General features: G+C 40.4%; 18 protein-coding genes, 1 pseudogene and 1 riboswitch. Of the genes and pseudogenes, 11 read left to right on the top strand and 8 right to left on the bottom strand.

Annotation, left to right across the window (positions count from 1 at the left end; all coding sequences use genetic code 11):
* Positions 1–172 precede the first annotated feature (172 nt).
* The gene (locus tag MLE13_RS04180) at positions 173–1,054 is read left to right on the top strand and encodes an HAD family hydrolase (protein ID WP_240748203.1); all 882 of its coding nucleotides are present in this window, start codon (positions 173–175) and stop codon (positions 1,052–1,054) included.
* A 79-nt stretch (positions 1,055–1,133) separates the two neighbouring features.
* Here the strand turns inward: MLE13_RS04180 and MLE13_RS04175 are convergent, their stop codons facing one another.
* The gene (locus tag MLE13_RS04175) at positions 1,134–2,117 is read right to left on the bottom strand and encodes a cation diffusion facilitator family transporter (protein WP_240748202.1); all 984 of its coding nucleotides are present in this window, start codon (positions 2,115–2,117) and stop codon (positions 1,134–1,136) included.
* A gap of 136 nt (positions 2,118–2,253) precedes the next feature.
* The gene (locus MLE13_RS04170) at positions 2,254–3,513 is read right to left on the bottom strand and encodes a YeeE/YedE family protein (protein ID WP_240748201.1); all 1,260 of its coding nucleotides are present in this window, start codon (positions 3,511–3,513) and stop codon (positions 2,254–2,256) included.
* Positions 3,514–3,937: 424 nt separating this feature from the next.
* On the opposite strand from MLE13_RS04170, the gene MLE13_RS04165 reads away from it, so the two are divergent.
* The 9 genes and pseudogenes from MLE13_RS04165 to MLE13_RS04125 all read left to right on the top strand — a co-directional run bounded on the left by MLE13_RS04165 (position 3,938) and on the right by MLE13_RS04125 (position 16,821).
* Positions 3,938–7,084: a DEAD/DEAH box helicase gene (locus MLE13_RS04165; protein ID WP_240748277.1), complete on the top strand. Its 3,147-nt coding sequence runs from the start codon at positions 3,938–3,940 to the stop codon at positions 7,082–7,084.
* A gap of 61 nt (positions 7,085–7,145) precedes the next feature.
* Entirely contained in the window at positions 7,146–7,760 is a 615-nt protein-coding gene (locus MLE13_RS04160) for an NUDIX hydrolase (protein ID WP_240748200.1), read from the top strand.
* 146 nt (positions 7,761–7,906) lie between these two features.
* A complete protein-coding gene (locus MLE13_RS04155) occupies positions 7,907–8,980 on the top strand; it encodes a branched-chain amino acid aminotransferase (protein WP_240748199.1) in 1,074 nt (357 codons plus the stop codon).
* A gap of 149 nt (positions 8,981–9,129) precedes the next feature.
* Positions 9,130–10,335, top strand: a complete 1,206-nt coding sequence (locus tag MLE13_RS04150) for a multidrug effflux MFS transporter (protein WP_240748198.1) — start codon at positions 9,130–9,132, stop codon at positions 10,333–10,335.
* A 148-nt stretch (positions 10,336–10,483) separates the two neighbouring features.
* Positions 10,484–11,902, top strand: a complete 1,419-nt coding sequence (locus MLE13_RS04145) for an alkaline phosphatase (protein WP_240748197.1) — start codon at positions 10,484–10,486, stop codon at positions 11,900–11,902.
* 22 nt (positions 11,903–11,924) lie between these two features.
* Positions 11,925–12,569, top strand: coding sequence for a DUF4352 domain-containing protein (locus MLE13_RS04140; protein WP_240748196.1), 645 nt, complete (start codon positions 11,925–11,927; stop codon positions 12,567–12,569).
* Positions 12,570–12,861: 292 nt separating this feature from the next.
* Positions 12,862–14,305 (top strand): annotated as a pseudogene (locus MLE13_RS04135) (carbon starvation CstA family protein).
* Between the two features lie 439 nt (positions 14,306–14,744).
* Entirely contained in the window at positions 14,745–15,515 is a 771-nt protein-coding gene (gene proB, locus MLE13_RS04130; RefSeq protein ID WP_346429151.1) for a glutamate 5-kinase, read from the top strand.
* A 28-nt stretch (positions 15,516–15,543) separates the two neighbouring features.
* Positions 15,544–16,821, top strand: coding sequence for a glutamate-5-semialdehyde dehydrogenase (locus MLE13_RS04125; RefSeq protein ID WP_240748195.1), 1,278 nt, complete (start codon positions 15,544–15,546; stop codon positions 16,819–16,821).
* Positions 16,822–17,351: 530 nt separating this feature from the next.
* Here MLE13_RS04125 and MLE13_RS04120 read toward each other — a convergent pair.
* The 4 genes from MLE13_RS04120 to mgtE form a co-directional block, all read right to left on the bottom strand.
* The gene (locus MLE13_RS04120; RefSeq protein ID WP_346429154.1) at positions 17,352–17,849 is read right to left on the bottom strand and encodes a transposase; all 498 of its coding nucleotides are present in this window, start codon (positions 17,847–17,849) and stop codon (positions 17,352–17,354) included.
* Between the two features lie 9 nt (positions 17,850–17,858).
* Positions 17,859–18,728 (bottom strand): IS4 family transposase, encoded by an 870-nt coding sequence (locus tag MLE13_RS04115; RefSeq protein ID WP_240748193.1) that lies wholly within the window; start codon positions 18,726–18,728, stop codon positions 17,859–17,861.
* A 204-nt stretch (positions 18,729–18,932) separates the two neighbouring features.
* Positions 18,933–19,346 carry a DUF4395 domain-containing protein gene (locus MLE13_RS04110; RefSeq protein ID WP_240748192.1) on the bottom strand — a complete coding sequence of 138 codons (414 nt, stop codon included), beginning with the start codon at positions 19,344–19,346 and terminating at the stop codon, positions 18,933–18,935.
* A 92-nt stretch (positions 19,347–19,438) separates the two neighbouring features.
* Positions 19,439–20,797 carry a magnesium transporter gene (gene mgtE, locus MLE13_RS04105; RefSeq protein ID WP_240748191.1) on the bottom strand — a complete coding sequence of 453 codons (1,359 nt, stop codon included), beginning with the start codon at positions 20,795–20,797 and terminating at the stop codon, positions 19,439–19,441.
* A gap of 125 nt (positions 20,798–20,922) precedes the next feature.
* Positions 20,923–21,010, top strand: a riboswitch (cyclic di-GMP riboswitch).
* 47 nt (positions 21,011–21,057) lie between these two features.
* Here mgtE and MLE13_RS04100 point away from each other — a divergent pair.
* On the top strand, positions 21,058–21,927 hold the full coding sequence (locus tag MLE13_RS04100) for an amidase (protein ID WP_240748190.1): 870 nt from the start codon (positions 21,058–21,060) through the stop codon (positions 21,925–21,927).
* Positions 21,928–22,001: 74 nt separating this feature from the next.
* On the opposite strand, the gene MLE13_RS04095 is transcribed toward MLE13_RS04100, so the two are convergent.
* On the bottom strand, positions 22,002–25,202 hold the full coding sequence (locus tag MLE13_RS04095) for a hypothetical protein (RefSeq protein ID WP_240748189.1): 3,201 nt from the start codon (positions 25,200–25,202) through the stop codon (positions 22,002–22,004).
* Positions 25,203–25,343: 141 nt separating this feature from the next.
* Positions 25,344–25,874: a 1,2-dihydroxy-3-keto-5-methylthiopentene dioxygenase gene (locus MLE13_RS04090; protein WP_240748188.1), complete on the bottom strand. Its 531-nt coding sequence runs from the start codon at positions 25,872–25,874 to the stop codon at positions 25,344–25,346.
* Positions 25,875–25,887: the final 13 nt, after the last annotated feature.

Below are 25,887 nucleotides of genomic sequence, written 5' to 3'. Positions count from 1 at the left end.
GTAACGTCAAATAAAATCTGAAAATTTCTCTTTTTATTATTCTAACATTTTCTATCTTTGCGCAGTAGTTCTAATCCTTTTACCGACAGAGAGTTGTACTTTCGTTGAGTTTAGAAATAGCACGGCGTATACTGAGGGGTATCATGTGCATAGGATAACAGGAGGTAATGGAGTGATTATTAACCCGAAGGCCATCTTTTTAGATATGGATGGAACGATATTAAATCATTATAACGAAGTTAGTTCTGAAACAAAGCAAGTTATAGATCAACTGCGTGATCAAGGAACTTTTGTTTTCATTGCGACAGGCAGATCGGCAGACGAACTAGCGGAAATGTTGCCAGAAGGCTTTGCAGTAGATGGCATTATTACCGCAAATGGCATGGCAGGCTATATTGGCGAGGAAGTTGTATTTGAACACGCGTTGTCGCTAGAGTTGGTAAAAACGATTATTGAGAAAGCACGTAAACGGAAAATCTATTACGAACTTTTCCCGCATGGCAACTCGCGATTGGTGCTAGAACAAGACAAAGCCTTTGTCGAAGCGGCAATTCGTGATCCGAAGCCTGATTCCGTTCAGATTAACGAATGGATTTCACGTCAAAAAGCAATAGAGGAAGATATTGAGTGGACTTCAGAAATAACCGGTAATCATTTTTCGAAATTTTATTTTTTCGCAAGAACACGCGATGAAATCGAAGAATGGAAAGCCGAGCTAAAGGAATTGCAAGGAGAGATGAGTTTTTCGATGACACCTTCATCTCCGCACAATGCAGAAGTCATGGTTTCAGATGTCAATAAAGCATCAGGGATCAAAGAAATGCTGGAGCGGTTTGGCTTAACAGGCTGTGAAACGTTAGCCATCGGAGACAGCGATAATGACCTTAAAATGTTCGAATATGTTAGCCATGCTGTAGCGATGAAAAATGCCCCGGATCATATTAAAGAAAAAGTAGATGAAGTTACTGAATTTACTTGCGATGAAAATGGCGTTTCCCATTACTTGAAAACGGTGGTATTAGATAATATGGTTATAAAAGAACCGAAAGCATAAAAAAAGAAAAGGCAATCAAAACCGGAGATTTTTCGCGGCTTTGATTGCCTTTTTTTGCTAGTGTCCCAAAGTCTAAAAACTACTTTTGATCCCCATTTGAGATCTGACTCCACGTGTCGACGTCATCATCGTCATCAAACTCAATAATTACATCGGTGACATTATCTACAGCTTCTTTAATTTTTTTCTCAATATAGTTTCGAATTTCATCAGCTTCTTTGATCGTCATATGAGGATCAACTTCAACTTTTAGTTCGACATGTAGGCTTTCGCCTTCTTTAATAACATCTAAGTCTTGAATGTCGTTAATATGAGGATGCTGTAAAATACGTGCGCCCATTCTTGCCTGCATTTTCACATCGGCCACTCCAAGTGCTCCCGCAGCATTATCCATAAAGATACGACCTACAACAAAAATAAGTGCAACACCAATGATGATTGAAGCATAGCCTGTAGCGCTATGGAAAGGTGTATAAGTAGCAACAACAATTGCGACCATTGCAAGTAACGCACCGCCAACTGCAACATTATCTTCTAAAAATACAAGCTTCGAAGCGGGCTTAGCATCTTTAACATGCTTATAACTTTCAGGAATCAATTTAAAGCCTTGTATTTGTTCTTTTGGAAGATGTTCTGTAATTTCCTTCATTGCTTTGTAGAGAACTGCCATTTCGAGCAATGCAGAAGTACCAAGCACACCCATATTCAACCAAAACCAATCTTCTGAATGAGTGGCATTTGAAATGTGATGAATTCCTTCGACAATGGTTTCATAGGCCAAAACCCCAACAATTAAAACAGCTCCGAGTAGCACAAGGTTGACCAATCGCCCAAATCCTCCCGGAAAGCGTTCTGTCGGTTCTTTTTTACTCAATGCAGAACCAATAAACACAAAAAATTGGTTCGCAGCATCCCCAAAGCTATGCATCATTTCAGCAAACATTGCTACGTTTCCCGTAATCAAATAAGCGGCTGTTTTGAGAATGGCTACGATTGTATTAATAATGGCTGCCCACAAAGCGGACTTCGTGCCAAACTTCATCAAGCCAAAAAGTTCTTTCATGTCGGTTTCTCCTCCCTGTTATAAGATATAAATAAATTTAGCAATACTTCTTTTTATTCCCTTATAGTTCTAAAGTTAAAACACACCAATATCAAAAAACAGGCAGTCAATTTTACTCGACTGCCTGTTTGGGAGCTTAACAAACGGAATCATTGGATTTAGGAACGGAAAGTCCGAATAACGGACGTAAATACAAAGCAACAAATGTTCCAGCCAAAGCAAGCACACCCCAAATATAACCGTGTAAACTAAAAGATGCGATGCCTCCAAAATAAGCGCCAATGTTGCATCCGAATGCCAATCGAGCACCATAGCCCATCAACAAGCCACCAATAACAGATGCAAAGAAATTGCCTAAAGTTACATTAGAGAATTTGAACAAGCCACCAGCGGCTGAAGCGATAAATGCTCCGATAATAACGCCGAAATTTAAAACGGTCGTAGAGTCTGCAAATATCGAAGTTTCAAGCATTGCTGCATTAGGGCCTTGCCAATAACCCCAGCTTGCTACATCAACTCCGAACAATGCAGCAATTTTTGAACCCCACAAAGCGAAGGCTGAAGTAATGCCCCAAGGTGTTCCGCGAACCATCAATGTCAATGCGTTTAAGCTGGCTAATACGATAGCTGCAGCAAATAAAGGCCACGAGCCGCGGAAAATTCGTTTCCATCCAGAAGCAGATGGAACAGGTGCCATTTTGGGAGCGCGTCTTTTTTTCTCGATGATTAAACTGATCCATGCGACCAAACCAAAAAATAATATTGATACGAGCCAAGCTCCGCCATAACCAAGTCCAGTAGAAGTTGCCAGTGAAATCGGTTCAAATGCTGGCATTTCTTCAGTCCAAAATGGTAAGTGATATGCGCCGATTGTAGCACCAATGATGAAGAATATTAAGGTGACGAACATAACTGTGCGCCCGCCGCCAAGTGCATACAAGGTACCAGATGCACAGCCGCCACCAAGTTGCATTCCGATACCAAAAAGGAAGGATCCGACAACTAGGCTAACCCCAATTGGGGCAACATAACCGGCTACGCCTGTACCAAAGAACGAATAGCCATATGCCAAAATAGGTGCAAATAATGTTACAGCGACTGCTAGCATGAGCATGTGTGACCGCATAGCTTGTCCGTTGCCAACAGAAGCCAAACGTCGAAATGCCGAAGTAAAACCAAAACGTGCGTGAAATAGAGTATAACCGAGCAATAGCCCTATAATAAGAAGAATGGGTTGGGAAATGTGTTGAGTAGCTAATAAATAAATAAATATTAATCCTGCCCCAACTAATCCGCTAACAATTAATGAAACTTGCGGTTTTGATAACGCTTGATTTTGTTCTGCAACAGGACCTTTTACATCATTAATCGGTTGAACTTTTTCGACAACTATCATTAAATCATCCTTTTCCGAGTAGTTTAGTTGGTAATATTTGATTATCATAATACTTGGTATAAAGAGTGTCAATAACAAGCACTCAAAAAAGAACCATATTTCAAATTGGATAATCGAGTTAAAGCCGAGAGCTTACAGCCTATAATAGACATGCCAATTGAAGATAGAGTTAAGGGAATTATCGGAGATTACCGGCAAAAGCCTATTGCAGGAATATTATTATAATTGTTGATACAAATGTAAAGGTTTCCGGTAGACAGATACGCAAAAGAAAGTGCTGCAAGTCCGTAGGTTGGAAGAAGGTAGTGAAGTGACTTTCCTTTTCGTCATCGTTGATTCGGCTTCCTTAGTCATGGATAATGAAGGAATAACAACCTTCTGCGCAATTGTTCCAAGTATTTTATCTCAGGAAGGAACGTACCTCATGAACTTTTCACTTAATGAATCCACAATAAAAAAATTATGCGGACAAGCGGCTTTCAAAAAAGGAAAGTCCTTTTTTCAGGCAGGAAAAATTCGCTTAATGCAGGACCCTACTGATGACCGACTTATAAAAGGCGTTGTTGCAGGGCGCAACGAATTTTATGTTAGCGTAAAGGAAGAGGTAGATGGAGAAGTGTTGGCTTCTTGTAGCTGCCCACCAGTTGGTTTTGTGACAACTTACTGCCATCACGTTGCTGGGGTTATGCTGGCCATTGATAGTATGCAACAACGTGAAAATCCAACAAGGAAAATGATGGAGTTGTTCTCTCGACAGGCTGAGGGAACTAAGGGAAGACGACAGTATTTCGACCAACGTCAAACATACCAAATTGAATTTAGTGTGCTGCCGGTTTTGTTGGGAGACGCCGCCGCGTATCTCGGTTTGCGTATAGCTGCGGCTAATGAGCCCATTCAATATATCGGAGAATTTCTAAATGCAGTGAGATCTGAAAAAACATACAGTGAACCATCTGGTGTTGATTATTCCCCAAAAGAACATCGGCTAGAAAGTAGTACGGAAGCCGTTCTCGATTACTTAGCGAAAACTCAAATTAGCAAGAACAGTAGACTAGAAAATAGCGATATGCTTGTCGTTGCGGCTTCAGATTGGGAGCGACTATTGCCTTTATTGCAATCTGCACCTGACGTTAAACTTGTTGGAGCAGGGAGGATTACGGATGGCGTATCGATTGAAAAGCAATTGCCGCTGTCTTTTCATTTTAGTGAACACCGGACAGGCGGATTTCGATTAGATGTAGAAGGTCTTGAAGAAGTACTCGTTCTACAAGCTTATGAATTAGCATTTGCAGAGGGCGTATTAGTATATTTGGCTAATGAAGATGCGAAACGCCTGTCAGAACTGAAAGAATTACTACCGAATGGACTGGATCAACTGCTCCTTTCAGCAGAAGAAATAGATTATTTCATGGCAACAGTGGTGCCGGGATTAGAGCGTTTAGGGAACGTGTATATCGCTGATGCAGTAGCAGAGCGGCTTGAGCAAACGCCTCTACGCGCTAAATTGTTTCTCGACCGAATTAGGCACCGTTTGCTAGCGGGTGTAGAGTTTCATTATGGTCATCTCGTCATTAATCCTTGCGAAGAGCCAGAAGATGAATTTCGTCATTATCCAGGAATTCGTAGACAGCTTGAAGAAGAAAAAAACATCATACGTCTCATGAAAGACAGTGCATTTACGCAAACCGATGGCGGCTTTTACATGCAGGATGAAGATTCGGAATATCATTTTTTGTATCATGTCATTCCGGTGTTAGAAGAAAAGATGCAGATTTTCGCAACGACTGCTGTCAAAATGCGCGTCCAAAAAAGCTATGGCGGACCGAAAGTGAAAGTTGAAATTAGTGAACGAACGGATTGGTTAGAATTTCGTTTTGATATGCAAGATATTCCTGAAGCAGAGATTAAAAAAATTTTAACAGCTTTAGAAGAAAAACGACCTTATTATCGAATCCCTAACGGTACGTTAATGTCGTTGGAAACTCAAGAATTCCTTGATTTGAGTGACTTTCTACGTGAATTAAATGTCGATGCGGCTAACTTTGGTAGAGAAGAAATTCGGATTCCGTTAATCCACGGCCTGCATTTGGTGGCTTCTTTAGAGGAAGGACAGTTGCTAGATCCGGGGACGAATTTTGCAAACTTGCTGCAAAATTTAAATCGCCCAGAAGCATTGGGAACGGATATTCCGTCAAGCTTAAATGGCGTGCTCCGCGATTATCAAGAAGCTGGATTTCGCTGGCTTAAGCTATTGGCAACATACAAATTTGGTGGCATTTTAGCTGATGATATGGGTCTTGGAAAAACTTTGCAAAGTATTGCTTTTATCGTATCGGTGCTGCCCGATGTCCGTAAAAAACAGCAACCAGTACTTGTCGTCGCTCCGTCATCACTCGTCTACAATTGGCTAAACGAACTAACGAAATTTGCACCAGGCGTCCAGGCTGGAATCATTGATGGCGATAAAACAACAAGAGCTTCTTTGATTAAAAAAATACCTGCGTTAGACGTGGTTATTACGTCTTACCCTTCTTTGCGTATGGACCAAGTGCTGTACCGCGACCAAACATTCCATACAGTGTTTTTAGATGAAGCACAAGCCTTTAAAAATCCAGTGACACAAACAGCAAAAGCCGTAAAAGGCATTAAAGCAGATCACCGATTTGCGCTGACAGGCACCCCCATTGAAAACTCATTAGATGAGTTATGGTCAATTTTTAACGTAGTGTTTCCCGAACTCTTGCCAAATCGCAGGCTGTTTAGTGAAATGAGACGAGAGCATATCAAAAAGCGTGTGCGGCCTTTTATTTTGCGTCGTATTAAAACCGATGTGTTAACAGAACTTCCGAACAAAGTGGAATCTATCCATTTTTCAGAGTTGCAAAAAGAGCAAAAGAAATTATACGCAGCTTATTTAGCTGAACTAAAACAAGATGCATTAAAGCACTTAAACAAAGACAGTTTTCAAAAAAACCGCATTCGCATTTTGGCAGGATTAACGAGGTTGCGTCAATTATGTTGCCACCCTGCTTTGTTCGTAGAAGGTTACGACGGAGGATCTGCTAAGTTTGATCAGCTAATGGAGATATTAGCAGAATGCCGTGCAACTGGACGCCGCGTACTTGTGTTTTCGCAGTTTACACAAATGCTTGGCATCATCGGCAATCAATTAGCGAGAGAAGGAGTTCCATATTTTTACCTCGATGGTCAAACACCACCGGTAGAACGTGTGGAGCTTTGTAACCGATTCAACGAGGGACAAGGAGATTTATTTTTAATTTCGTTAAAAGCTGGTGGTACGGGCTTGAATTTGACGGGTGCTGACACAGTTGTTTTATATGATCTGTGGTGGAATCCGGCTGTCGAACAACAAGCGGCGGATCGGGCACATCGTATGGGGCAAGAAAAGGAAGTCCAAGTAGTTCGGCTTATTGCTAAAGGCACCATCGAAGAAAAAATCAATGAATTGCAAATGAAAAAGAAAAACTTAATTGACGATGTGATCTTATCGGGAGAAGAACCGTTGAAGGCAATGTCTGCAGAAGATATCCGAGAAATTTTAACGATCTAGTGCCTGAAAAGAATTATGTTAGGGGATTTGGTAAACTAGATAGAAGAGATGAGGTGTGGAGATGGATCCAAAAAATTTGTTAGAAAAAATGAAAAACCGAACTCCTGAAGTATTAGGAAATAAGGAGTTCTCGAAATCTGCGATTTTGTTGCCTCTTATTGAAAAAGATGGAGAAACCCATGTCCTCTTCGAAGTTCGTTCTTATGACCTTAGAAACCAACCTGGAGAAATTTGTTTCCCCGGAGGAAAAATTGATGATCAAGATCAGACAGAAGAAGACACTGCGATAAGAGAGACAATCGAAGAACTAGGGATAGAAAAAGCTGACATCTCAAACGTCTATCCACTCGACTATATTGTTTCGCCTTTTGGGATGATTATCTACTCATTTGCAGGTGTGATTGATCCAAAGGTCGTATTTAGTCCAAACCCATCAGAAGTCGACAGTATCTTTACAGTCCCGTTGTCTTTTTTCTTAGAAAAAGAGCCGAAAATGTATCACATTCATTTTGATATTCAGCCAGAGAAAAATTTTCCTTACGATTTAATTGCTGGAGGAGAAAATTACAATTGGCATGCACGCAAAATTGATGAATATTTTTATATTTATGAGGACAAAGTAATCTGGGGACTCACTGCCAAAATCCTTGCTCACTTTATTGAGATCATTCGCTGAATGGTCTTTTTATTTCGAAAAAGAACAGGTCTTTTATCGTGATTTTTGAATTATAGAACCGATAAGCTTTTAAAGTATCGAATGAACGTGTATAATTATTCATATGACTGATAATTAAAATTATTTTTATAAAAGGAGTCCTGACGATGACTACGTACCAGCTAGAGGTTCTTGAAAATACAAACAAAAAAGAAAAACCGGTAAAAGACCAAGTGCCATTCGGGACTACTTTTACAGATCATATGTATGTCTTAGAATACGAAACAGAAAAAGGCTGGTATGACCCGAAAATTGTCCCTTATGGACCGATTAGTTTAGACCCTGCAGCGATGATTTTCCACTACGGGCAAACTGTTTTTGAAGGCATGAAAGCGTATCGTACAGAAGACGGACGGATTTTATTGTTCCGACCGGAAGAAAACTTTGAACGCTTAAATCTTTCAAGCGAACGTTTGAGCATCCCGCCAATTGACGAGAAATTAGCTTTAGAGCATTTGACTGAACTGATCAAACTTGAAAAAGATTGGGTTCCAAAAACACCTGGAACGTCTCTTTATATCCGACCTTACATCATTTCAACAGATGCGAATCTTGCAGTTGGACCATCTCAAACGTATAAATACATGGTTATTTTATCGCCAGTAGGCTCTTATTTCCCAGGTGGTCTTAAACCGGTTGTTATTCATGTAGAAGATAAATTCACGCGTGCCGTAAAAGGCGGAACGGGTATGGCTAAAACAGCAGGGAACTATTCTTCTGGATACCAAGCGCAAGCCAATGCTAAAAAAGAAGGCAATGCGGATGTTCTTTGGTTAGACGGTGTTGAGAAAAAATACATCGAAGAAGTCGGAAGCATGAACATCTTCTTTAAAATTAACGGAGAAGTCGTGACACCTGAATTGAACGGCAGTATCCTTAAAGGTATTACGCGTATGTCGATTATTGAATTACTTGGCACATGGGGAATATCCGTAACAGAAAGACGAATTTCAGTTGATGAGCTTTTTGAAGCTTTCGAAGCCGGTCAAGTGGAAGAAGTTTTTGGTACTGGTACAGCAGCCGTTATTTCTCCAGTTGGCGAGCTGAACTGGAAAGGCAAGAAGATGATTATTAACAACCACGAAATCGGTGAATTGTCACAAAAAATTTATGATACTATTACAGGAATCCAAACAGGAAAAATTGAAGATACACTTGGTTGGACTGTGGAAGTAAAATAACATCTAGTTAATTGCATTATTTTAACCCGTAGCTGTCAGCTTATCCATTGTGATAAACTGATAGTTGCGGGTTTTTTAGTTATGTAGTTTACTTCAGCTCGTATTGGGCTTTATAGATAAGTGATGATAGAAAAGAAGGTGTAGAAATTTTGAAAAGTTCCACTGGTCTTACACGCACTCATTTTATTTTATTGGTGGGTGCTTTAACTACGATAGTTCCTTTTACGATTGATATGTATTTACCGGCGTTCCCGATTTTAGCAGATGTTTATAAAACCAATGCCAGTTCTGTTCAATTAAGTCTCACAGCATGTTTGTTGGGGTTAGCAATAGGGCAATTAGTTGCAGGTGCACTAAGTGATATGCACGGCAGGCGCAAACCCTTATTAATTTCTTTAATGGCTTATATCGGCGCATCGATCGCTTGTATATTTGCTCCAAACATCTACATATTTGTATTTTTACGCTTTGTACAAGGTTTTGCAGCTTCTGGGGGGCTCGTTATTTCCCGGGCAATAGTGAGAGATGTTAGTCAAGGGCCCGAATTGACACGTTTGTTTGCATTATTAATGGTTATCGGTAATTTGGTGCCCTTAATCGCTCCTTCAATAGGTAGTGGAGTGCTCTTAATTACAGATTGGAAAGGGATTTTCGTGTTACTGACGGTATTGGGAATCTTTTTGCTAGTGCTTTCTGCCTCTCGTTTAAAAGAAAGTTTGCCGCCTGAAAAACGGGTGCCAAGCAATATAAAATCCACATTCAGTAATTTTTCTGGGATTTTGAAGAATCGACAGTTTACAGGTTATGCGTTAGCACAAGGGTTTTTAATTGGTGGAGTTTTTGCTTATGTATCCGGTACGCCATTTATTTACCAAAATATTTATGGCGCTTCTCCTCAAATGTTTAGTTTGTTATTTGGGATGAACGGAATTGCGTTGATTATCGGGAGTTACTCAGTTGGTCGATTTACACACATTTGGTCTGAAAAAAGATTTTTAGAAACAGCTCTTTACATGGCAACAGTTGCAGGGGCCATTTTATTGGCCGTCGTGCTCATGCAAGGACCTTTATGGGCAGTTGTCATCCCTATTTTCTTTTTCATCATGGCTATTGGGGTGGTCGGAACATCTTCTTTCACGCTTGCCATGGAAAGCCAAGGACATGTTGCAGGAAGTGCATCTGCATTACTCGGGTTATTACCATTTATCCTCGGGGCCGCAACTGCACCATTAGTAGGGATTGCAGGAGAAAACACGGCGGTTCCAATGGGGCTCGTGATTTTTTCAATGTGTTTGATCGCATTACTTTCCTATTTGCTGTTAGCCAAAAATGCAACTTCATCTATTGCCAACTAATTGGAGCCCAGAAATTTTTTCTGGGCTTTTTGTATTGTGTAAAAATACCTGTTTTTGACAATTTACAAAAGCTAAACAATTCTCTAATCAATCCTTAACAATCGACTTCTATACTGAGCATGTAGATCAAATGACTGGAGGAGAGAAAATGATACATAGAAAGTTGAAAACAAAAGTTCTGCCAATTGCTTTAGCTTCGGCATTAGCATTAACAGGGGTTAGCTCATTTACGCTATCAGCTGAAGCGGGTACTCCTGACAAAAACCAAGGGAAAGCCCACGGACAAGATCACAAAAAAGGCAAAAAAGAGAAAGTGAAAAATGTTATTTTTCTAATTGGTGATGGAATGGGTACCTCGTACACATCTGCTTATCGCTACTTGCAAAATGACCCTTCTACTAAAATGGTTGAAGATACGGCTCTCGATGCGTATTTGGTCGGACAACAATCAACATATCCTGAAGATCCCGATCAAAACATCACGGATTCTGCTTCTGCTGCTACAGCTATGGCAGCCGGGATTAAAACATACAACAGTGCAATTGCTGTCGACAATGATGAAAGTAGAGTGAAAACAGTTCTTGAGGCAGCTAAAGAAAAAGGCAAAGCCACAGGACTGGTCGCGACCTCTGAAATTACACATGCGACACCGGCATCGTTCGGTGCCCATGACATTGCACGAAAAAACATGAATGCCATTGCAGATGATTACTATGATGAACTGATTAACGGAGAACATAAAGTCGACGTTTTACTAGGTGGAGGTGTCGATTTATTCGAACGAACAGATCGGAATCTTACGGAAGAGTTTCAAGAAGACGGGTATAGCTACCTTACAAACCGTGATGAACTATTAAGCAATGATGATGAGCAAGTGCTTGGCTTGTTCGCACCGGCAGGTCTTCCGAAAATGATCGACCGTGATGATAGCACGCCGTCGTTAGAAGAAATGACGACATCCGCCATCGATCGTTTGTCAGAAGATGAAGATGGTTTCTTCTTAATGGTAGAAGGCAGTCAAGTCGATTGGGCAGGACATGATAACGATATCGTGGCAGCCATGAGCGAAATGGAAGACTACGACAAAGCATTCCAAGCTGCAATTAAATTTGCGAAAGAAGACGGCAATACGTTAGTGGTAGCTACAGCCGACCATTCAACAGGAGGCTTTTCTATTGGAGCAGATGGCATTTACAACTGGTTCGGAGAGCCAATCAAAGCCGCAAAACGTACACCTGATTTTATGGCACAGCAAATTGTGGACGGGGTTGGTGTAGAAGAAACGCTAAGCGAATACATTGATCTGGAATTGACAGCTGAAGAAATAGAAACAGTGAAAAAAGCAGCAGAAAGTAACAAGTATACAACTATAGACAACGCTATCGAAGAGATTTTCAATCAGCGTACCCACACAGGATGGACAACAGGTGGTCACACAGGAGAAGATGTTCCAGTTTACGCATATGGACCCGCAAGTGATGAATTTGCAGGAAAGCTCGACAACACAGATCACGCTAAAATTATTTTTGATTTACTGAAAGCAAAAGTAGAAATCAACGATAAGTAATGCAACGAAATGAGGCAATGACATGAAAAAGGCTATATATTTCTTACTATTTTCAGCAGTAATACTTGGAGGATGTTCAGATCCTGACGATTCGATAGCTGTAGCTTCGACAGTTGCTGAAGAAAACGAAGTTCCAAAGTATTACGAAGACTATGTCTTGAGTCCCCAAGTCACAGATGACCGCACGCTCCAAGAAGTTGGGCAAAACAAACGAGATGCTAAAGGGGAAGCCATAGTCGAAGCAGTCAATATGACTATGGAAACCTATGATATTGATCCTGTCGAGCTGACGGTAGCAGAATCGAAAATTCTTCAAGTAAAACCTGATTACAGTCTGATAGATTTTTTTCATGCCTATACCCATGATCAAGAATTCAGTGTCGTGAAAATGTTCGTAGAAATTACCAATACTTCCAATGAACCGGTGCATTTTGCTCCAGTAGCTTTGTTTGAGACGGATGAAGAAGAACTCAAACTTTGGGAAGATGATATTTACTTAGAAAGTTTAAACGGAGAACTTGCGCCGGGAGAAACCAAACAAGGCAATATTGGCTTTATTGTTGAAGAAAGTGATATTGACTCCATAACAATTACGACAAGTGATGTTTTTGATAGCAGCGAAGAAAAAATTGCAAAAGCATTGGAATTCAATACACGATTCGAATAGTTGATCGCTAATTTTAAAAAGATGAGTGCACAGGCGGAACATCGCCTGCGCACTTTTTTTAAATCAAAAATAGATTAGAATATAATATAAATATCTTTCTTTTTGTTTTATTATTATTAGAATTATAAGAAATATTTCCTATGTAGGTATATAAAATCAAGAAAAACAGTTCAGGCGGTCTCATTATAGTTATTTTACAGTATATTTGTTTTTTTCTAAATATTATGTTTATATATTGAAAAAACATGTTATCATTCTTTATACTTAAGAAAACATCAGGAGGAACCGCCATATGATAACCTTTTTTGCAGCTCTCGCTTTACTTATTTTAGGCTATGTATTTTACTCGAAATTCATCGAACGGGTTTTTGGTATTGATGATAATACACCAACACCTGCTTATTCAAAAACCGACAAATTAGACTTTGTCCCAATGAGCTGGTGGAAAGGGAATTTGATTCAATTATTGAATATAGCGGGTCTTGGTCCGATATACGGTGCAGTTGCAGGTGCACTCTATGGTCCAGTAGCTTTTGTTTGGATTGTCGTTGGCAGTATTTTTGCCGGAGGGGTACATGATTATTTTTCAGGTGTCATGTCGATGCGTCATGGAGGCGCACAATTTCCAACCTTAGTTGGGAAATACTTAGGCAAGAATGCAAAAGTGTTTATCAATGGTCTTTCTCTTGTGCTCATGTTGCTAGTGACTGCAGCTTTTACCGCGGGTCCAGCACAGTTAATCGCACAAATTACACCGATTAACTTTATCACGGCATTAGCAATCATTTTCTTCTATTTTATCTTAGCGACGATTTTGCCAATCAATAAAGTGATTGGTCGGATTTACCCTTTATTAGGTGGGATTTTACTGTTCATGGCAATTGCAGTAGCAGTTGCGTTAGTATTCTCTGGGAAACCGATGCCAAACCTTACGTTTGAAAATCTACACCCAGGAACTTTACCAATTTGGCCATTGTTGATGGTCACCATTTCTTGCGGTGCAATTTCCGGATTCCACTGCACGCAAAGTCCAATCATTGCAAGAACGATGAAAAAAGAATCAGATGGGCCGCAAAATCTTTTATGGTGCAATGATCATTGAAGGTGTGATTGCTTTGATTTGGGCAGCAGCCGGAATGACATTCTTTAATGGTACTGAGGGACTTGGAGCAGCACTTGCTGCAGGAGGCCCATCTGGTGTAGTTAATGAAATTTCAATCACTTTACTTGGATCGATTGGTGGTTTGCTCGCCATTTTTGGAGTTATTATCTTACCTATCACAACGGGCGACACAGCACTTCGCTCTTCTCGAATGATCGTAACGGATATTCTTGCGAAATTTGTTAACATGCAAGGAAAAGTGAAAGTTTTGTTGGTCACGATTCCACTAGGGATTCCAACATTCTATATGGCGACAATCGATTACACTTTCCTTTGGCGCTATGTCGGATGGACCAATCAGGTGGTAGCGACGTTTATGCTTTGGACGGCAGCAGTATACTTATTGAAAAACTTCAAATTCCATTGGATAGCAGGAGTACCTGCAATCTTTATGACAGCAGTCGTTTCCATGTACATCTTCTACGCACCAGAAGGTTTGAATATGGATTATCATGTGTCTGCAATTATTGGAGCTTGCATCACATTAGTAGTTGTTGGGTGGTACGTAACTCAAATTATGAAATATAGAAGTTTAAAGCAGTTAGAAGTAAACTATCGCGCTTTAGAAAATTAGAGAAAAAAGCATGGGATCTCTTCCCATGCTTTTTTTTGCGGTAGCAAGTTCTCAGTCAAAAGTGCCGTGTGTTGATAGAAAAATATATGGTAGACTAATATATCTTTTAAAAATTAATTTTTCTTTTTATACAGAATAATTAAACTAAAAATCCTCGAATAAGCTCTTAATAGACATGTAACGCAATAATAAGGATAAGTAGTTTATCATCATTTTGAATAAATATTCATATATATTGTATATAAAAATCAGATGAAGTCTGTTAATAAGGAATTCGTTTATTATATTGTTGACTTAAAATACGAAAGAGTGCATAATAACTCTATTCAAGAAATTCGATAAACAAGCCTAGAGAAATTTAGTCACGGGGGCAAGGTTCTTCCGTTTTTGAACAAATGGAAGATTTTTTTTATTTATCAAAAACGGGTGGTGAATGCACGTGGAGAAGAAAAGAATTGTTGTGAAGATCGGAAGTAGTTCGTTAACAGATGAACAAGGAAAGCTGTCAATTGAGAAATTGCGTGAGCACGTGGATGCACTGGCTCGTTTAAAAGAAGAAGGACACGAAGTGGTGTTAATCTCATCTGGAGCTGTTGCTGCAGGGTGTATGGGCATGGGGTACTTATCGCGACCAAATACATTAGTCGATAAGCAATCAGCTGCAGCGGTCGGGCAAAGCTTGTTATTACAAGCGTACGCTGATGAATGCAAAAAGCACAATATTGTAGCGGCACAATTGCTGCTGACGAAAGATCTTTATAAAAATGCCAATGCGACCATTTCCAAATTATTGGAACGGAATGTCATGCCAATCATTAACGAAAATGATTCGGTTTCAGCGGAAGAATTAACTTTTGGTGACAATGATATGCTGTCGGCGTTAGTTAGTGGATTAATTCATGCCGATTTCCTCATGATTTTAACAGACATTAATGGCATATATCTCGAAAATCCAAGAACCAATCCTCAAGCTCAGAAATACCTTCACTTACATGACATTCCTGATGCGTTAATAGCTGCAACTTCTTCTGAAGGCTCTGATGTTGGAACAGGGGGCATGAAGTCTAAAGTTGAAGCAGCTCGTACGGCACTTGCTTTTGGAGTTCAAGTATTTATCGGATCTGGAACAGGTAGCGAAAAATTAGTCGATATTTTTCACGGCACAGGCGATGGAACTTATATCGGTATAAAAACAAAAATGAGTGTATAACGAACGAAAAATTGAAAGGGGCAATTGGATGACGAAACTTTTTCAAGAGCAAGAAACCGATCAAAGCGAACTTCTACAAAAAGCGAAAAAGGCAAAATCCGCTTCTGCGATACTGGCAAAATCGACGACAAAACAAAAAAATCACGCTTTGCGGTCTATTTCAGCGCAATTATTAGAAGAACAAACCTATATTTTAACGGAAAACAACAAAGACATAGAAGTTGGCCGTCAAAATGATATGAGTGAGTCTTTAATAGATCGTCTAAAGCTTGATGAGTCTCGGATAACAGACATGGCGGATGCCTTGATACAACTAACGAAACTAACAGACCCAGTGGGTGAAGTGCTTGAGAAATGGGAACGTCCAAACGGCTTAACCATGTCCAAAATCCGCGTGCCTTTAGGTGTTGTCGGCATGATTTATGAAGCGCGTCCGAATGTCACAGTAGATGCTTCAAGTTTATGTTTGAAAACAGGGAATGCGGTAGTATTGCGTGGCAGTTCAACAGCCATCCATTCAAATAAAGCAATAGTTGCTGTTATTCACCGAGCGTTAGAAAAAAGTGAGTTACCAGTAGAGTCCGTACAGCTATTAGAAGATACGAGCAGAGAAGCTGCATCTCACATGTTCAAATTGAACCAATACTTAGACGTGTTGATTCCTCGTGGAGGGGCGAAGTTGATTCAGACGGTCGTTCAGAATTCTACAGTTCCAGTATTGGAAACAGGAGCAGGAAACTGTCATATTTATATCGATGAGACAGCGAATGTTCAAATGGCAATTGACATCGCATTAAATGCCAAAACACAGCGTCCATCTGTTTGTAACGCTTGTGAAAGCATTTTAGTCCATCAAGCTTGGGCCGACAAGCATTTGCCGCTATTGGTGAGCGCTTTACAAGATCAACAAGTAACGATTCATGGTGACGAGCCTGTACAAAAACTCTCACCTAATGTGATACCTGCAGAAGAAGAGGATTGGGGTACAGAATACCTCGGACTTGAAGTCGCGATAAAAACCGTTGGAAATGTTAGTGAAGCAATTGAGCACATCAATTCGTACGGAACGAAACATTCAGAAGCAATTATTTCGAAAACATCAGAAAACGTCGATCAATTTTTCATGGAAATTGATGCGGCCGCGGTGTATCACAATGCATCGACTCGATTTACAGATGGTTTCGAATTTGGGTTTGGTGCAGAAATTGGCATTAGTACACAAAAGCTTCATGCGCGAGGACCAATGGGCTTACCAGCTTTAACATCAACGAAATACATTATACGCGGTAACGGCCAAATAAAATAATAGATATAAGAAAAGACGGAGAGCAGTTGCTCTCCGTCTTAGCATATAGACAAAAGATAATTATAATTGGTAGAGAATGAATATTCTTTTCATCTTGTTTATACCGGATTCTGCGCTCCATGCGGACGCTTTCCGCGGACGAAGTGCTGAGCCTCCTCGTCGCAAGCTCCTGCGGGGTCTCATCACTCCGTTTTTCCGCAGGAGTCGCCGCATTGCGCTTCGGATCCTTGTGTGATTACTCATTAATCCTCTTAAAAAGTGGAATCACTGGTTACTTTCTAATTTGAGCTATATGCTAACAACCGTTCTGGTCACGAAGACTCCTATGGGACAGCGAAAGCTGAAGACCCCGCAGGAACGCAAGTGACGAGGAGGCTGAAGCTGACATAGCTGTCAACTTAAGAAATGACGTTGAGTATTTCCATTAATTTTGTACGACATCGGGGTTTGAATTCGGGAAATATCGGAAATGGAGATAACTAAGAACGCCAACTAGCCCCCCTTTTTGGGGAGGCTGTGGTTGGATGATTCTAGATGAATTGAAGGCGTTTCAAGGCTGTTCCTTTAGCGGAATTCGGCTTCCGTGCAGTCCTGCTGAATAAGTGGGAAATCAAGGGAATAAAAGCCAGAAGCGTCTTCTTTTTTTGCTTGACGGCTTCATACATTTGCGCCAAAAACTCACAGGCGATGCTTCGAATCGCAATGGTTTCGCTAATTTCTTTCTCCTCGACTCCCCAAATCGCATTCCGAATTTGATACGCAATCAATTGGCTTAACAGGAAAACCAGTAATGTGGCATATATATGGCAGAGCCAACGCTCTTGTTTGACCAATCGGAAATGATCGATTTCCAAATAGGATTTCAACGCCTTAAAATTCAATTCAATTTGCCAACGCATGCGATACAATTCAACAAGGTGCGAACCTGAAACAGGTTCGGGTAGGTTGGTCATATAGCCGGTTATTCCAGCTAAATCACGAACCAGCTGCTTGGGTTTCTTCCCACTTTTGGATGCCCGGCGCTGAATTTTTTGCAGTCATTGTTGGCGTTGTTCTTCGCTTCGGGCAAATAGCACACATCGTGCTGAAAAATGCGCATCTCGCCCAAAGTAAACTTGTTCCAGTTCCAAGATTTCTCCCGGTGCCATGTTCTCACAAAGGCGCTCGAGTTCAATGCGCTGATACTCGCTACTCTTCACCACAGATCCATCCGGATGATAGGCAGGGAACGGGTTTTGATAGGCTAAATAAGCATCATTCCGAAACTTGGTGAGAAAGTAGTTGTGGTTTTCATCAATCTGCTCGAATGAGTGGAAATGAAAATAGCCAAGGTCTTGCAAGCACAATTCTTGCTCGTCCAGAAACGGCACCCGTTTCCCACCCATAATGGTGTCGTTGACGTTGCCAAAATCGATACGCAAAAAGGTCAGCCGTCCCGTCAACACATCAAATTCATGTTGGATTTTCACCGAGCTTTGGCGTGTTTTTTTCGCGTGTGCTTTCAACGAATTGGGCACCTCGAGGTGCGTGGCATCTAAGATGCGCAAGCTAGTAAACGGCCAATCCACTGCCACTGGATGTTTCACTAGTTCAAGAGATTGTTGAATCTGGAATAACTCTTCGACCAACCGTTGAAGAAAATGGACAGCTTGCTTAGTGAATTTCTTATCGACTGCGGTACGACTGATGTCGATTTCCTGATCGGCCAGAAGCTTGGTACTGAGTTCTTGCAAGCTAGGATCGATGAAATTTCCATGGGCCTGAAAAAGCAACGACAGAAAATCGCTGGCGGTTAGTTTTCTTTTTCGTTGAATAAATCCCGTTTCTTTGGCTAGGGCATCGACCTTCTCTGGTGCCAGGAATGCAAATAGTGGATCGAGGTAGTTGAGTGTATCTGGAGCTGTCATAGAAAAAACTCCTCTCGTTGATGGATAGTCTTCCATACCATCTTTCGAGAGAAGTTAGTCCTTTTTCTTAAGTTGACAGCTATGGGCTGAAGCTGAGCCCATGGAAAGCGCAGTGGCTGGAACGGTTGTGGTTATACACAACTATACATTTTCAATAGACTTTGTCTACAGTCTGAAACGGTGAGCAGTTGCTCGCCGTCTTTTTTATGCCTGTACTTTGGTGCGGTTGTGTTTCCACATCATATAACGGTAACGAATCGTACAGCCGATGCAGTAACCCATCAATGCAACGCCTGCAGCGATAATAACCATCACACTGAAGGCAAATCCAAGTAACGGCAAACCAACAGAAAAGAAAACGAGTGATAAACCTAAACAGATAGTGGCAATCCATTGGTTAAACAATTGTTGATCTCGATCTTCTTGCAGGTAGCTCGCCATGGGCTTTTTCAAAAAACGGCGGCTCCATAAAATAACGGGGTTTTTCTTAGTGATTAATGTATAAGCTCCAACAACAAATGGGAATAATAAAATAGCTGGGTGGAGCAATAATGCCATAACGACTGTAACGACGATAAAAGCTTGGTTGGTTTGGACAAGGGGTTTTGGAATAGTCATAAACACGCCTCCTTAGGTTTCAACCCATTATACCAAGAGACTTACTAGGTTTAAAGAAAAATGCTTAGAAAAAGATTTTTTTATTATTTTTTTTACATCAACTGAGAAATAAACAAAGTCGCCATACCGAAATAAATCAATAAAGACAGAATATCGTTAATGGTCGTAATTAAAGGACCGGAAGCAACAGCTGGATCAATATTGAATCTGTACAAAATAAGAGGGATAATCGTTCCAGCTAACGTTCCGATGATTAATGTCATTAATAATGATCCACCAACGACAATGCCTAACGCCAAATTGCCTTGCCACACATAAGCAATGAGTAAAATAAGGATAGAACAAATAACGCCAATAATGATACCGACCCATAATTCTCGAATGATCAGCTTAATGGTTTGCTTAAAATCAAGCTTTTGCGAAGCCAGTCCGCGAACAACGACAGACAGGGATTGCGTACCAGTGTTTCCAGTCATCCCGGCAATTAACGGCATAAAAAACGTTAAAGCTACAACGGTTTGTAGCGTATTTTCGAAGCGACTAATAATACTGCCTGAAAACAATCCGATAAACAAGAGTAAAATCAGCCAAGGCAGTCGCCGATAAGCCGCTGTCCAAGCAGGAGTGTTAAAGTCGATCGATTTACCAGAAGCTGATAATTTTTCAATATCTTCATTCGCTTCTTGCATGACGACATCGATTACGTCATCTACGGTGATAATCCCAGCAAGTGTATTGTCATTTTCAACAATTGGTAACGTGACAAAATCATAACGGCTAATGATTTGAGCCACATCTTCTTGGTCCATCAACACGTCAGCTTTGACAACGCGCTTATACATCACTTCTTCAATTTTGTCTTCAAGGTTCCCAAGGATTAAATCCTTATAGGAAACCACTCCAAGCAGTTTTTTATCTTCATCGACAATATAAAGATAGTTGAGGTATTCCGCTAATTCTGCAAAATGCCTAATCTTATCAATGGCATCACGAATTGTGTAATGACGCGGAATCCAGACATAACGGTTATTCATTAGTCGACCGGCTGTTTCAGGAGGATAGGTCATCGTGCTTTGGACAAACTTAGAATCGTCTTGATTTATTTGAGACAATAGCTCTTCAATGCGTTCCGGTTCAAGGTCTGCCAGTAGCAATGCCAAATCGTCGTTATCCATGCGGTCCAATACTTTGGAAGACTTTTCTACCCCTAATTTCTGAAGAATGTCGATTTGTTCAATTTTAGGAAGTTCTTGCATCAACTCTGTTAATTGCCGAATAGATAAATAGAGAAGGAATTTATTGCGGTGCTTGTCTGGCAAGTGTCGATATTGAATAGCCATATCGTATGGCTGTAGCTCATCTAGAATTTCTTGAAATTCAGTTAGTTTGCCTTCTTTTAACGACTTGATCAAAGCCAATGTAATTTCGTCTTCACGTAATGCTATGGACATGGGATCCACTCCTTTTGTAAAAAATACTGAGATGCTATTGTTGATTATTACGTTAAATCTTTCATATGAAAAGAATTTTTTTAAAAAGATGGCAAAAATGCATTATTTAACATATAATGATAAAAATCTGAAAAAGGCAAACTCCACCGAAAGGGGAGGACGCAAAGCCATGAGCCTAACCGTTGAAAAACGCAAGGTCGTCAGGTTGCCAGGGTCTCGTTCTTTGAGCCACGGCTTACAGAACGGGAGGGTATTGGAAAATGAAAAAATTAATGATGGCGGGTGTATTGTTGTTGTTTATGCTGACACAAACGGGTGTCAACGCTCATGCGATGGAGTTAGATGTAAAAGCGACATGGTTATGGAATCCGTGGATGATTTATAGTGATGAAGCGGGCACACTAGCATTTCTAGAAAGCAAAGACGTCAATAAGGTCTATGTACAAATTGACGAAGACATTCCAGCTACGACTTATCAGAGTTTTATCGAAAAAGCAGGAGCAGCAGGCATGACCATTTATGCATTGGACGGAGCAAATGACTGGGTAGCACCTAAAGGCTTTGCTAAACAGGATCGTTTGATGAACTGGCTATCTACTTATCAACAGAGAGCTTTACCGGCTCAGAAGTTTGCAGGTGTTCACTTGGACGTTGAGCCTTATTTATATAGTGGTTGGAATACAAACCGAGCAGCAACGATTAAATCTTATCAAGCTCTTTTAAGTAAAGCAGCATCTAGTACAGCAGCGATGAATTTACCACTTGAGGCGGATATGCCTTTCTGGTTCGATGAAATCGCTTATAAAAATACGTACGGCAAAGGTGTACTCGCCGAATGGGTAATTGCTAATACAGATAGTGTTACGTTAATGGCATACCGAGATTCAGCAGCAATGATTACAGAACTCGTAAAAAATGAAGTAGCTTATGCAGAGAAATATGGGAAAACCGTTGTAGTCGGAGTTGAAACTGGGCAAACCGATGAAGGCAATAATATTTCTTTCTTTGAAGAAGGCGAAGCTTTCATGAATGGTGAGTTAGCGAAAGTGTCGGCTTATTATTCGACAGCATCTGGATTTGGTGGCGTAGCTGTTCATCATGTAGATAGCTGGAAAACAATGAAACCCTAAAGTTTATTAAAATCTAAAAAACTGATGGAGAAAAGGATGGTCCTTTTCTCCGTCAGTTTTTAATTTTTCTCATATTATTCGGTTTCTCCAAACGTTTCTTGGAGAATGTAATAGGATTGTTTTAATCGTTCTTCAGACTGTGGTAATCCCCATGTTTCCCACGAATATTGAGCAACTTTCTTAGAATCAAAAGCCTCTACAACTTCTCCGTCTTTGCTTGTTAAGTTCGCCGCAATATCTAGACCTTTGATTGTTTGAGAAGCTTCGATGCCATCTTTTTGAAGGTCACCTGTAAATTCTCGTTTTGCGGGATCTTTCGCATTTAACAACATCCATGGAATGCGAATTTCCATAACCCCGGTCTTTTCGTCATAATAATAGTCATTCAACGAATCATAATCTTCATGCTCTGGATTAGCAATCCCAAATTGGAACACGCCTGTTTCATATGAAGCGAACGGGACAGTTTCTTTAGTGTCCGGTCGTACAAATTCTTTATTTAGAGCGAGTCGAATTGGATGGAATGTCGATTCAATGTTTTCTTCTGCAGGAATCATTTTCAAACGCTCATGATAATCATAGTAAAAGCTATCGTAATCGCCAGCGATTTGCAGCTGTGCTTGTTCTAGATTTTCAATCTTCAACTGGAAGTCCGCCAAAAACTCAGTTTTTTCGAAATCCTCGATGGCAATCCCTTTGTCATTACGGATACTAAAATATAGATTAAAGTCTTTTTCAGTCCACCATTTCTTATTAGCAGGATCGAATTGGGCTTTAATGTAGACATATCGCTCATCGGAATCCATCGTAACGCTATTGAGCGCGCCCGCATCTTTTTCGTACAACAGTTTTCCATCTTTCCAATCGTCTATACCATCTACTTTTACTTTATGGCGATCGAAACTCAAGAGACCAAATTGTTGTTCGTTTGTTTGAGCATTAGACCAAAATGGTCGTTCGTTCGGATTGTCGTAATCCATTGTATTCCATGTTCGCTTAAACCACTCGTCTTGCCAAGTAAAGACCATACCGCCTAGCATGCCTTCTTCAAGAATGTCTTCGTACATATGACTAACAATGTTACCTTGCTCTTTTTCAGAGATAAACCCTTGGTTCCAGCCAAATGGATTTTCATGCGTCATGCCACGCGAGGCGGGAATTCCGAACTCAGCAATAAGAACCGGCATGTCGTGAGAGTCTTTTAAATCTTTCAAGTATCCGGCATAATTATTGAATTCTCCGCGATGATCAACGTATTCTGTATAACGTTCTTCTAAATTCAAGAAATCCGGATAGTATGGATAAACATGATACGAAGCGAACATGCCGACTGTATCTATTATATCCTTGGTTTTGATATGATTCGGATCAACAGTAGCCATATCTTCTTGAACACTTGGCTCTGCGGGCTGATCGATATTATCGGTTGTCACCCAGTTAGTAAAGCTTAAAGGGCGCATACTTTCGTATGTATCGAGTTCATAAGAAGCGAGAAGGTCTAATTGCTGGGCTAACCAATTTTCCATCGGATTAGCATTTTCTGTGTAGACATACTGGCCTTGATATTCGCCAAGATTGGGATAATCTTGCTCCATTTGATCGACCATTACCGGGTACCATTCGATACCAACCATCCAACCAATCACATAAGGAGAGATGTCTGTTTTATAGTTGCCGTATGCATGTCCCGGCTGTTGTTCAACGACAGCATCGCCGTGGACAACATCCACAATTTTTTTGACTTCTGCCTGAAAGCGCTCGGTAATGTCAGGATCAAAAGCATCTAAAGATTCTACTAAGGGCTCTTCGTCAATCCAAACCCCGTGATACAAGTAAAGTGGTTCTTTTGCGCTAGCGTTATAAGCAGCAAACGCTTCATAAAAAGCAGGGGGGTGAAGGGTATAAACACGCACCGCATTCGCATTCATATCACCAATTGCTTTAAACCAGCGGTCATATTCCGCACGTGTAATAGCTGCTTCACCAGGGAACGTTCCAGGTTTGGCCATGCCTAAGTTTACACCTTTAATAGTAAGAGGTTGCCATTCGCCGTCTTCGTAAACTTCAAATGTTTGATCGTTTATACGAGAAGGATATGAAATGCCATTTTCGACAGCCAGCGTTTTTTGTGCCTTGTCAATAGGTGCTTTTTTGTCTTCGGCATTTGCCAAAATGGACTCCATCATTGGGATATATGTTTTCCAGTAAAAACTCTTTTCAGCATCCAGTGATTCTGTAGACAGGAAAGAGCGCAGTTTTGAGAAACCTGCAAAGCGATAGAAATTCGGAACATCATTGATATCAACAAAATCCCCTGCGAAATAGTAAAGGTCTGCACCGTATTTGGATTGGTGGAATACTGCTGGGAAGTTCTGTGGAATGCCCGCTTTTTTCAATTTCTCTTTACCTGAATCCTGCAAGTCCCATTGATAATCTGCGAGAACTTCAGTTTCGGGAGCAGCTAGATTAATATCAAACCAATAATCGAAAGAAGGGCTTTCTTTCAAATCAAACTGAGCAATGCCTTGCTCAGTAAATGCAAGGTTAAGACCATCGCTGCCAATTTCCTCAGCATCTTCAGAAAGAACAACAATTTCACCGGAATCGTCGTTAACTAGTACAAAACCCGCACCTTCAAACTGCCATTGCACATCGTTTTTTTCATAATTAGTAACAATCCATTGAGGAACGGCACCTTTAGAAGTTTGTAGCTCTTCAAAATAGCGACCACTCCAACCACTCCATTCGAGACCTAAAAATGTGTTCATATCTTGTGAAACTTCTTTAGAAGTCGGAGAAGCGAACGTGTTGAACTCCATGACTAAGTCTGTACCTTCAGACTGTACTTGTTGTTTAATCGCCTGCCACTCATCCATTTGGAGGCCGCCTGCAATCATGGATGAACTACCTGGTGTTTTTTCTTTAGTCTGCCAAGGGAGATCTTCTTCGTAAACTCCATAAGAATCTGCCAAGTAAATGAGGTCAGTTCCGGAATAATCTGTAGGTAATTCACGAATCGTATAGCTTTCATCTTTTTCATCTGGAACAAAGCCGTAGTAATCGGTCGTAGCATTGTAGGCTTCTTCTGTTTCAGAAACGTAGCGCTGATGATTTAATAGCCATGTTAAGCCTTTATGTTCCCTATAACTTTCAGTTGGAACAGTTTTATCGATAATCGCAATATTGACTATTTTTTCTTCTTTTAAAAACCAAATTAGGATAGGAAGGGCAAGTAAAAGTATCACTCCACCAAAAAACCAAATCATTTTTTTCATATGAATCGCTCATTTCTAATTTTAAAATATAACTCAAAAGCCATTATAGCTTAAAAGACATTATAAATAGAAAGAAATTACCTTTTTTCTCAAAATAAAAAGACTCGATATAGTCGAGTCTCTTCTTATTAGATAGTAAATTTATACGCTGCTTTCTTCTTGGTAAACAGGTACCCATCCTTCAGTTGTGACGAAAATACGAATGGCTACGACTTTTCGATCTTCAGCAAGTGTAAAGTAATGCGTAATGTTTTCAGGAACCGAAATGAGATCGCCTGGCGTCAGATGAACTTCAAAGAAATTTTCGTCTTTTCCTTGAATGATGAAAACCCCATGTCCGCTGACGATATAGCGCACTTCATCATCTGTATGGATGTGTTTGCGTTGAAAGTTTTTTAATAACTCATCTAATTTAGGGTTGGAATCTGATAATGAAATAATATCCGCTGCCTGGTAGCCCCGACGTTCTGAGATATCACTGACTTCTGTTTGAAATGCTTGAAGAATTTCATCTTTTTCGGCATCCGTTAAATCGAATTTTTCACGTAGATGCGCTGGTAATTTATCGATATCCCAATGCTCATAAACGACCTCTTGTTGTTCCAAAAATGCGGCTACGTCGTCGTGCGCTTCAATTGTCTTTTTTGTTCCTTGAATTTTAATGATGGCCATACTAATCTTCCTC

It is taken from the genome of Planococcus halocryophilus, from assembly GCF_022489025.1.
GTDB classification, from domain to species: domain Bacteria; phylum Bacillota; class Bacilli; order Bacillales_A; family Planococcaceae; genus Planococcus; species Planococcus halocryophilus_A.
The sequence above is the reverse complement of the archived record's forward strand: the minus strand, read 5'-3'. Positions and strand labels throughout refer to the sequence as shown.

What these genes read in the sequence shown, in the direction of transcription:
- MLE13_RS04175 (WP_240748202.1), bottom strand. Translation starts at nt 2,117, where the DNA reads ATGAAAGAACTTTTTGGCTTGATGAAGTTTGGCACGAAGTCCGCTTTG.
- MLE13_RS04170 (WP_240748201.1), bottom strand. Translation starts at nt 3,513, where the DNA reads ATGATAGTTGTCGAAAAAGTTCAACCGATTAATGATGTAAAAGGTCCT.
- MLE13_RS04165 (WP_240748277.1), top strand. Translation starts at nt 3,938, where the DNA reads ATGAACTTTTCACTTAATGAATCCACAATAAAAAAATTATGCGGACAA.
- MLE13_RS04160 (WP_240748200.1), top strand. Translation starts at nt 7,146, where the DNA reads ATGGATCCAAAAAATTTGTTAGAAAAAATGAAAAACCGAACTCCTGAA.
- MLE13_RS04155 (WP_240748199.1), top strand. Translation starts at nt 7,907, where the DNA reads ATGACTACGTACCAGCTAGAGGTTCTTGAAAATACAAACAAAAAAGAA.
- MLE13_RS04145 (WP_240748197.1), top strand. Translation starts at nt 10,484, where the DNA reads ATGATACATAGAAAGTTGAAAACAAAAGTTCTGCCAATTGCTTTAGCT.
- MLE13_RS04140 (WP_240748196.1), top strand. Translation starts at nt 11,925, where the DNA reads ATGAAAAAGGCTATATATTTCTTACTATTTTCAGCAGTAATACTTGGA.
- MLE13_RS04125 (WP_240748195.1), top strand. Translation starts at nt 15,544, where the DNA reads ATGACGAAACTTTTTCAAGAGCAAGAAACCGATCAAAGCGAACTTCTA.
- MLE13_RS04115 (WP_240748193.1), bottom strand. Translation starts at nt 18,728, where the DNA reads ATGACAGCTCCAGATACACTCAACTACCTCGATCCACTATTTGCATTC.
- MLE13_RS04110 (WP_240748192.1), bottom strand. Translation starts at nt 19,346, where the DNA reads ATGACTATTCCAAAACCCCTTGTCCAAACCAACCAAGCTTTTATCGTC.
- mgtE (WP_240748191.1), bottom strand. Translation starts at nt 20,797, where the DNA reads ATGTCCATAGCATTACGTGAAGACGAAATTACATTGGCTTTGATCAAG.
- MLE13_RS04100 (WP_240748190.1), top strand. Translation starts at nt 21,058, where the DNA reads ATGAAAAAATTAATGATGGCGGGTGTATTGTTGTTGTTTATGCTGACA.
- MLE13_RS04095 (WP_240748189.1), bottom strand. Translation starts at nt 25,202, where the DNA reads ATGAAAAAAATGATTTGGTTTTTTGGTGGAGTGATACTTTTACTTGCC.
- MLE13_RS04090 (WP_240748188.1), bottom strand. Translation starts at nt 25,874, where the DNA reads ATGGCCATCATTAAAATTCAAGGAACAAAAAAGACAATTGAAGCGCAC.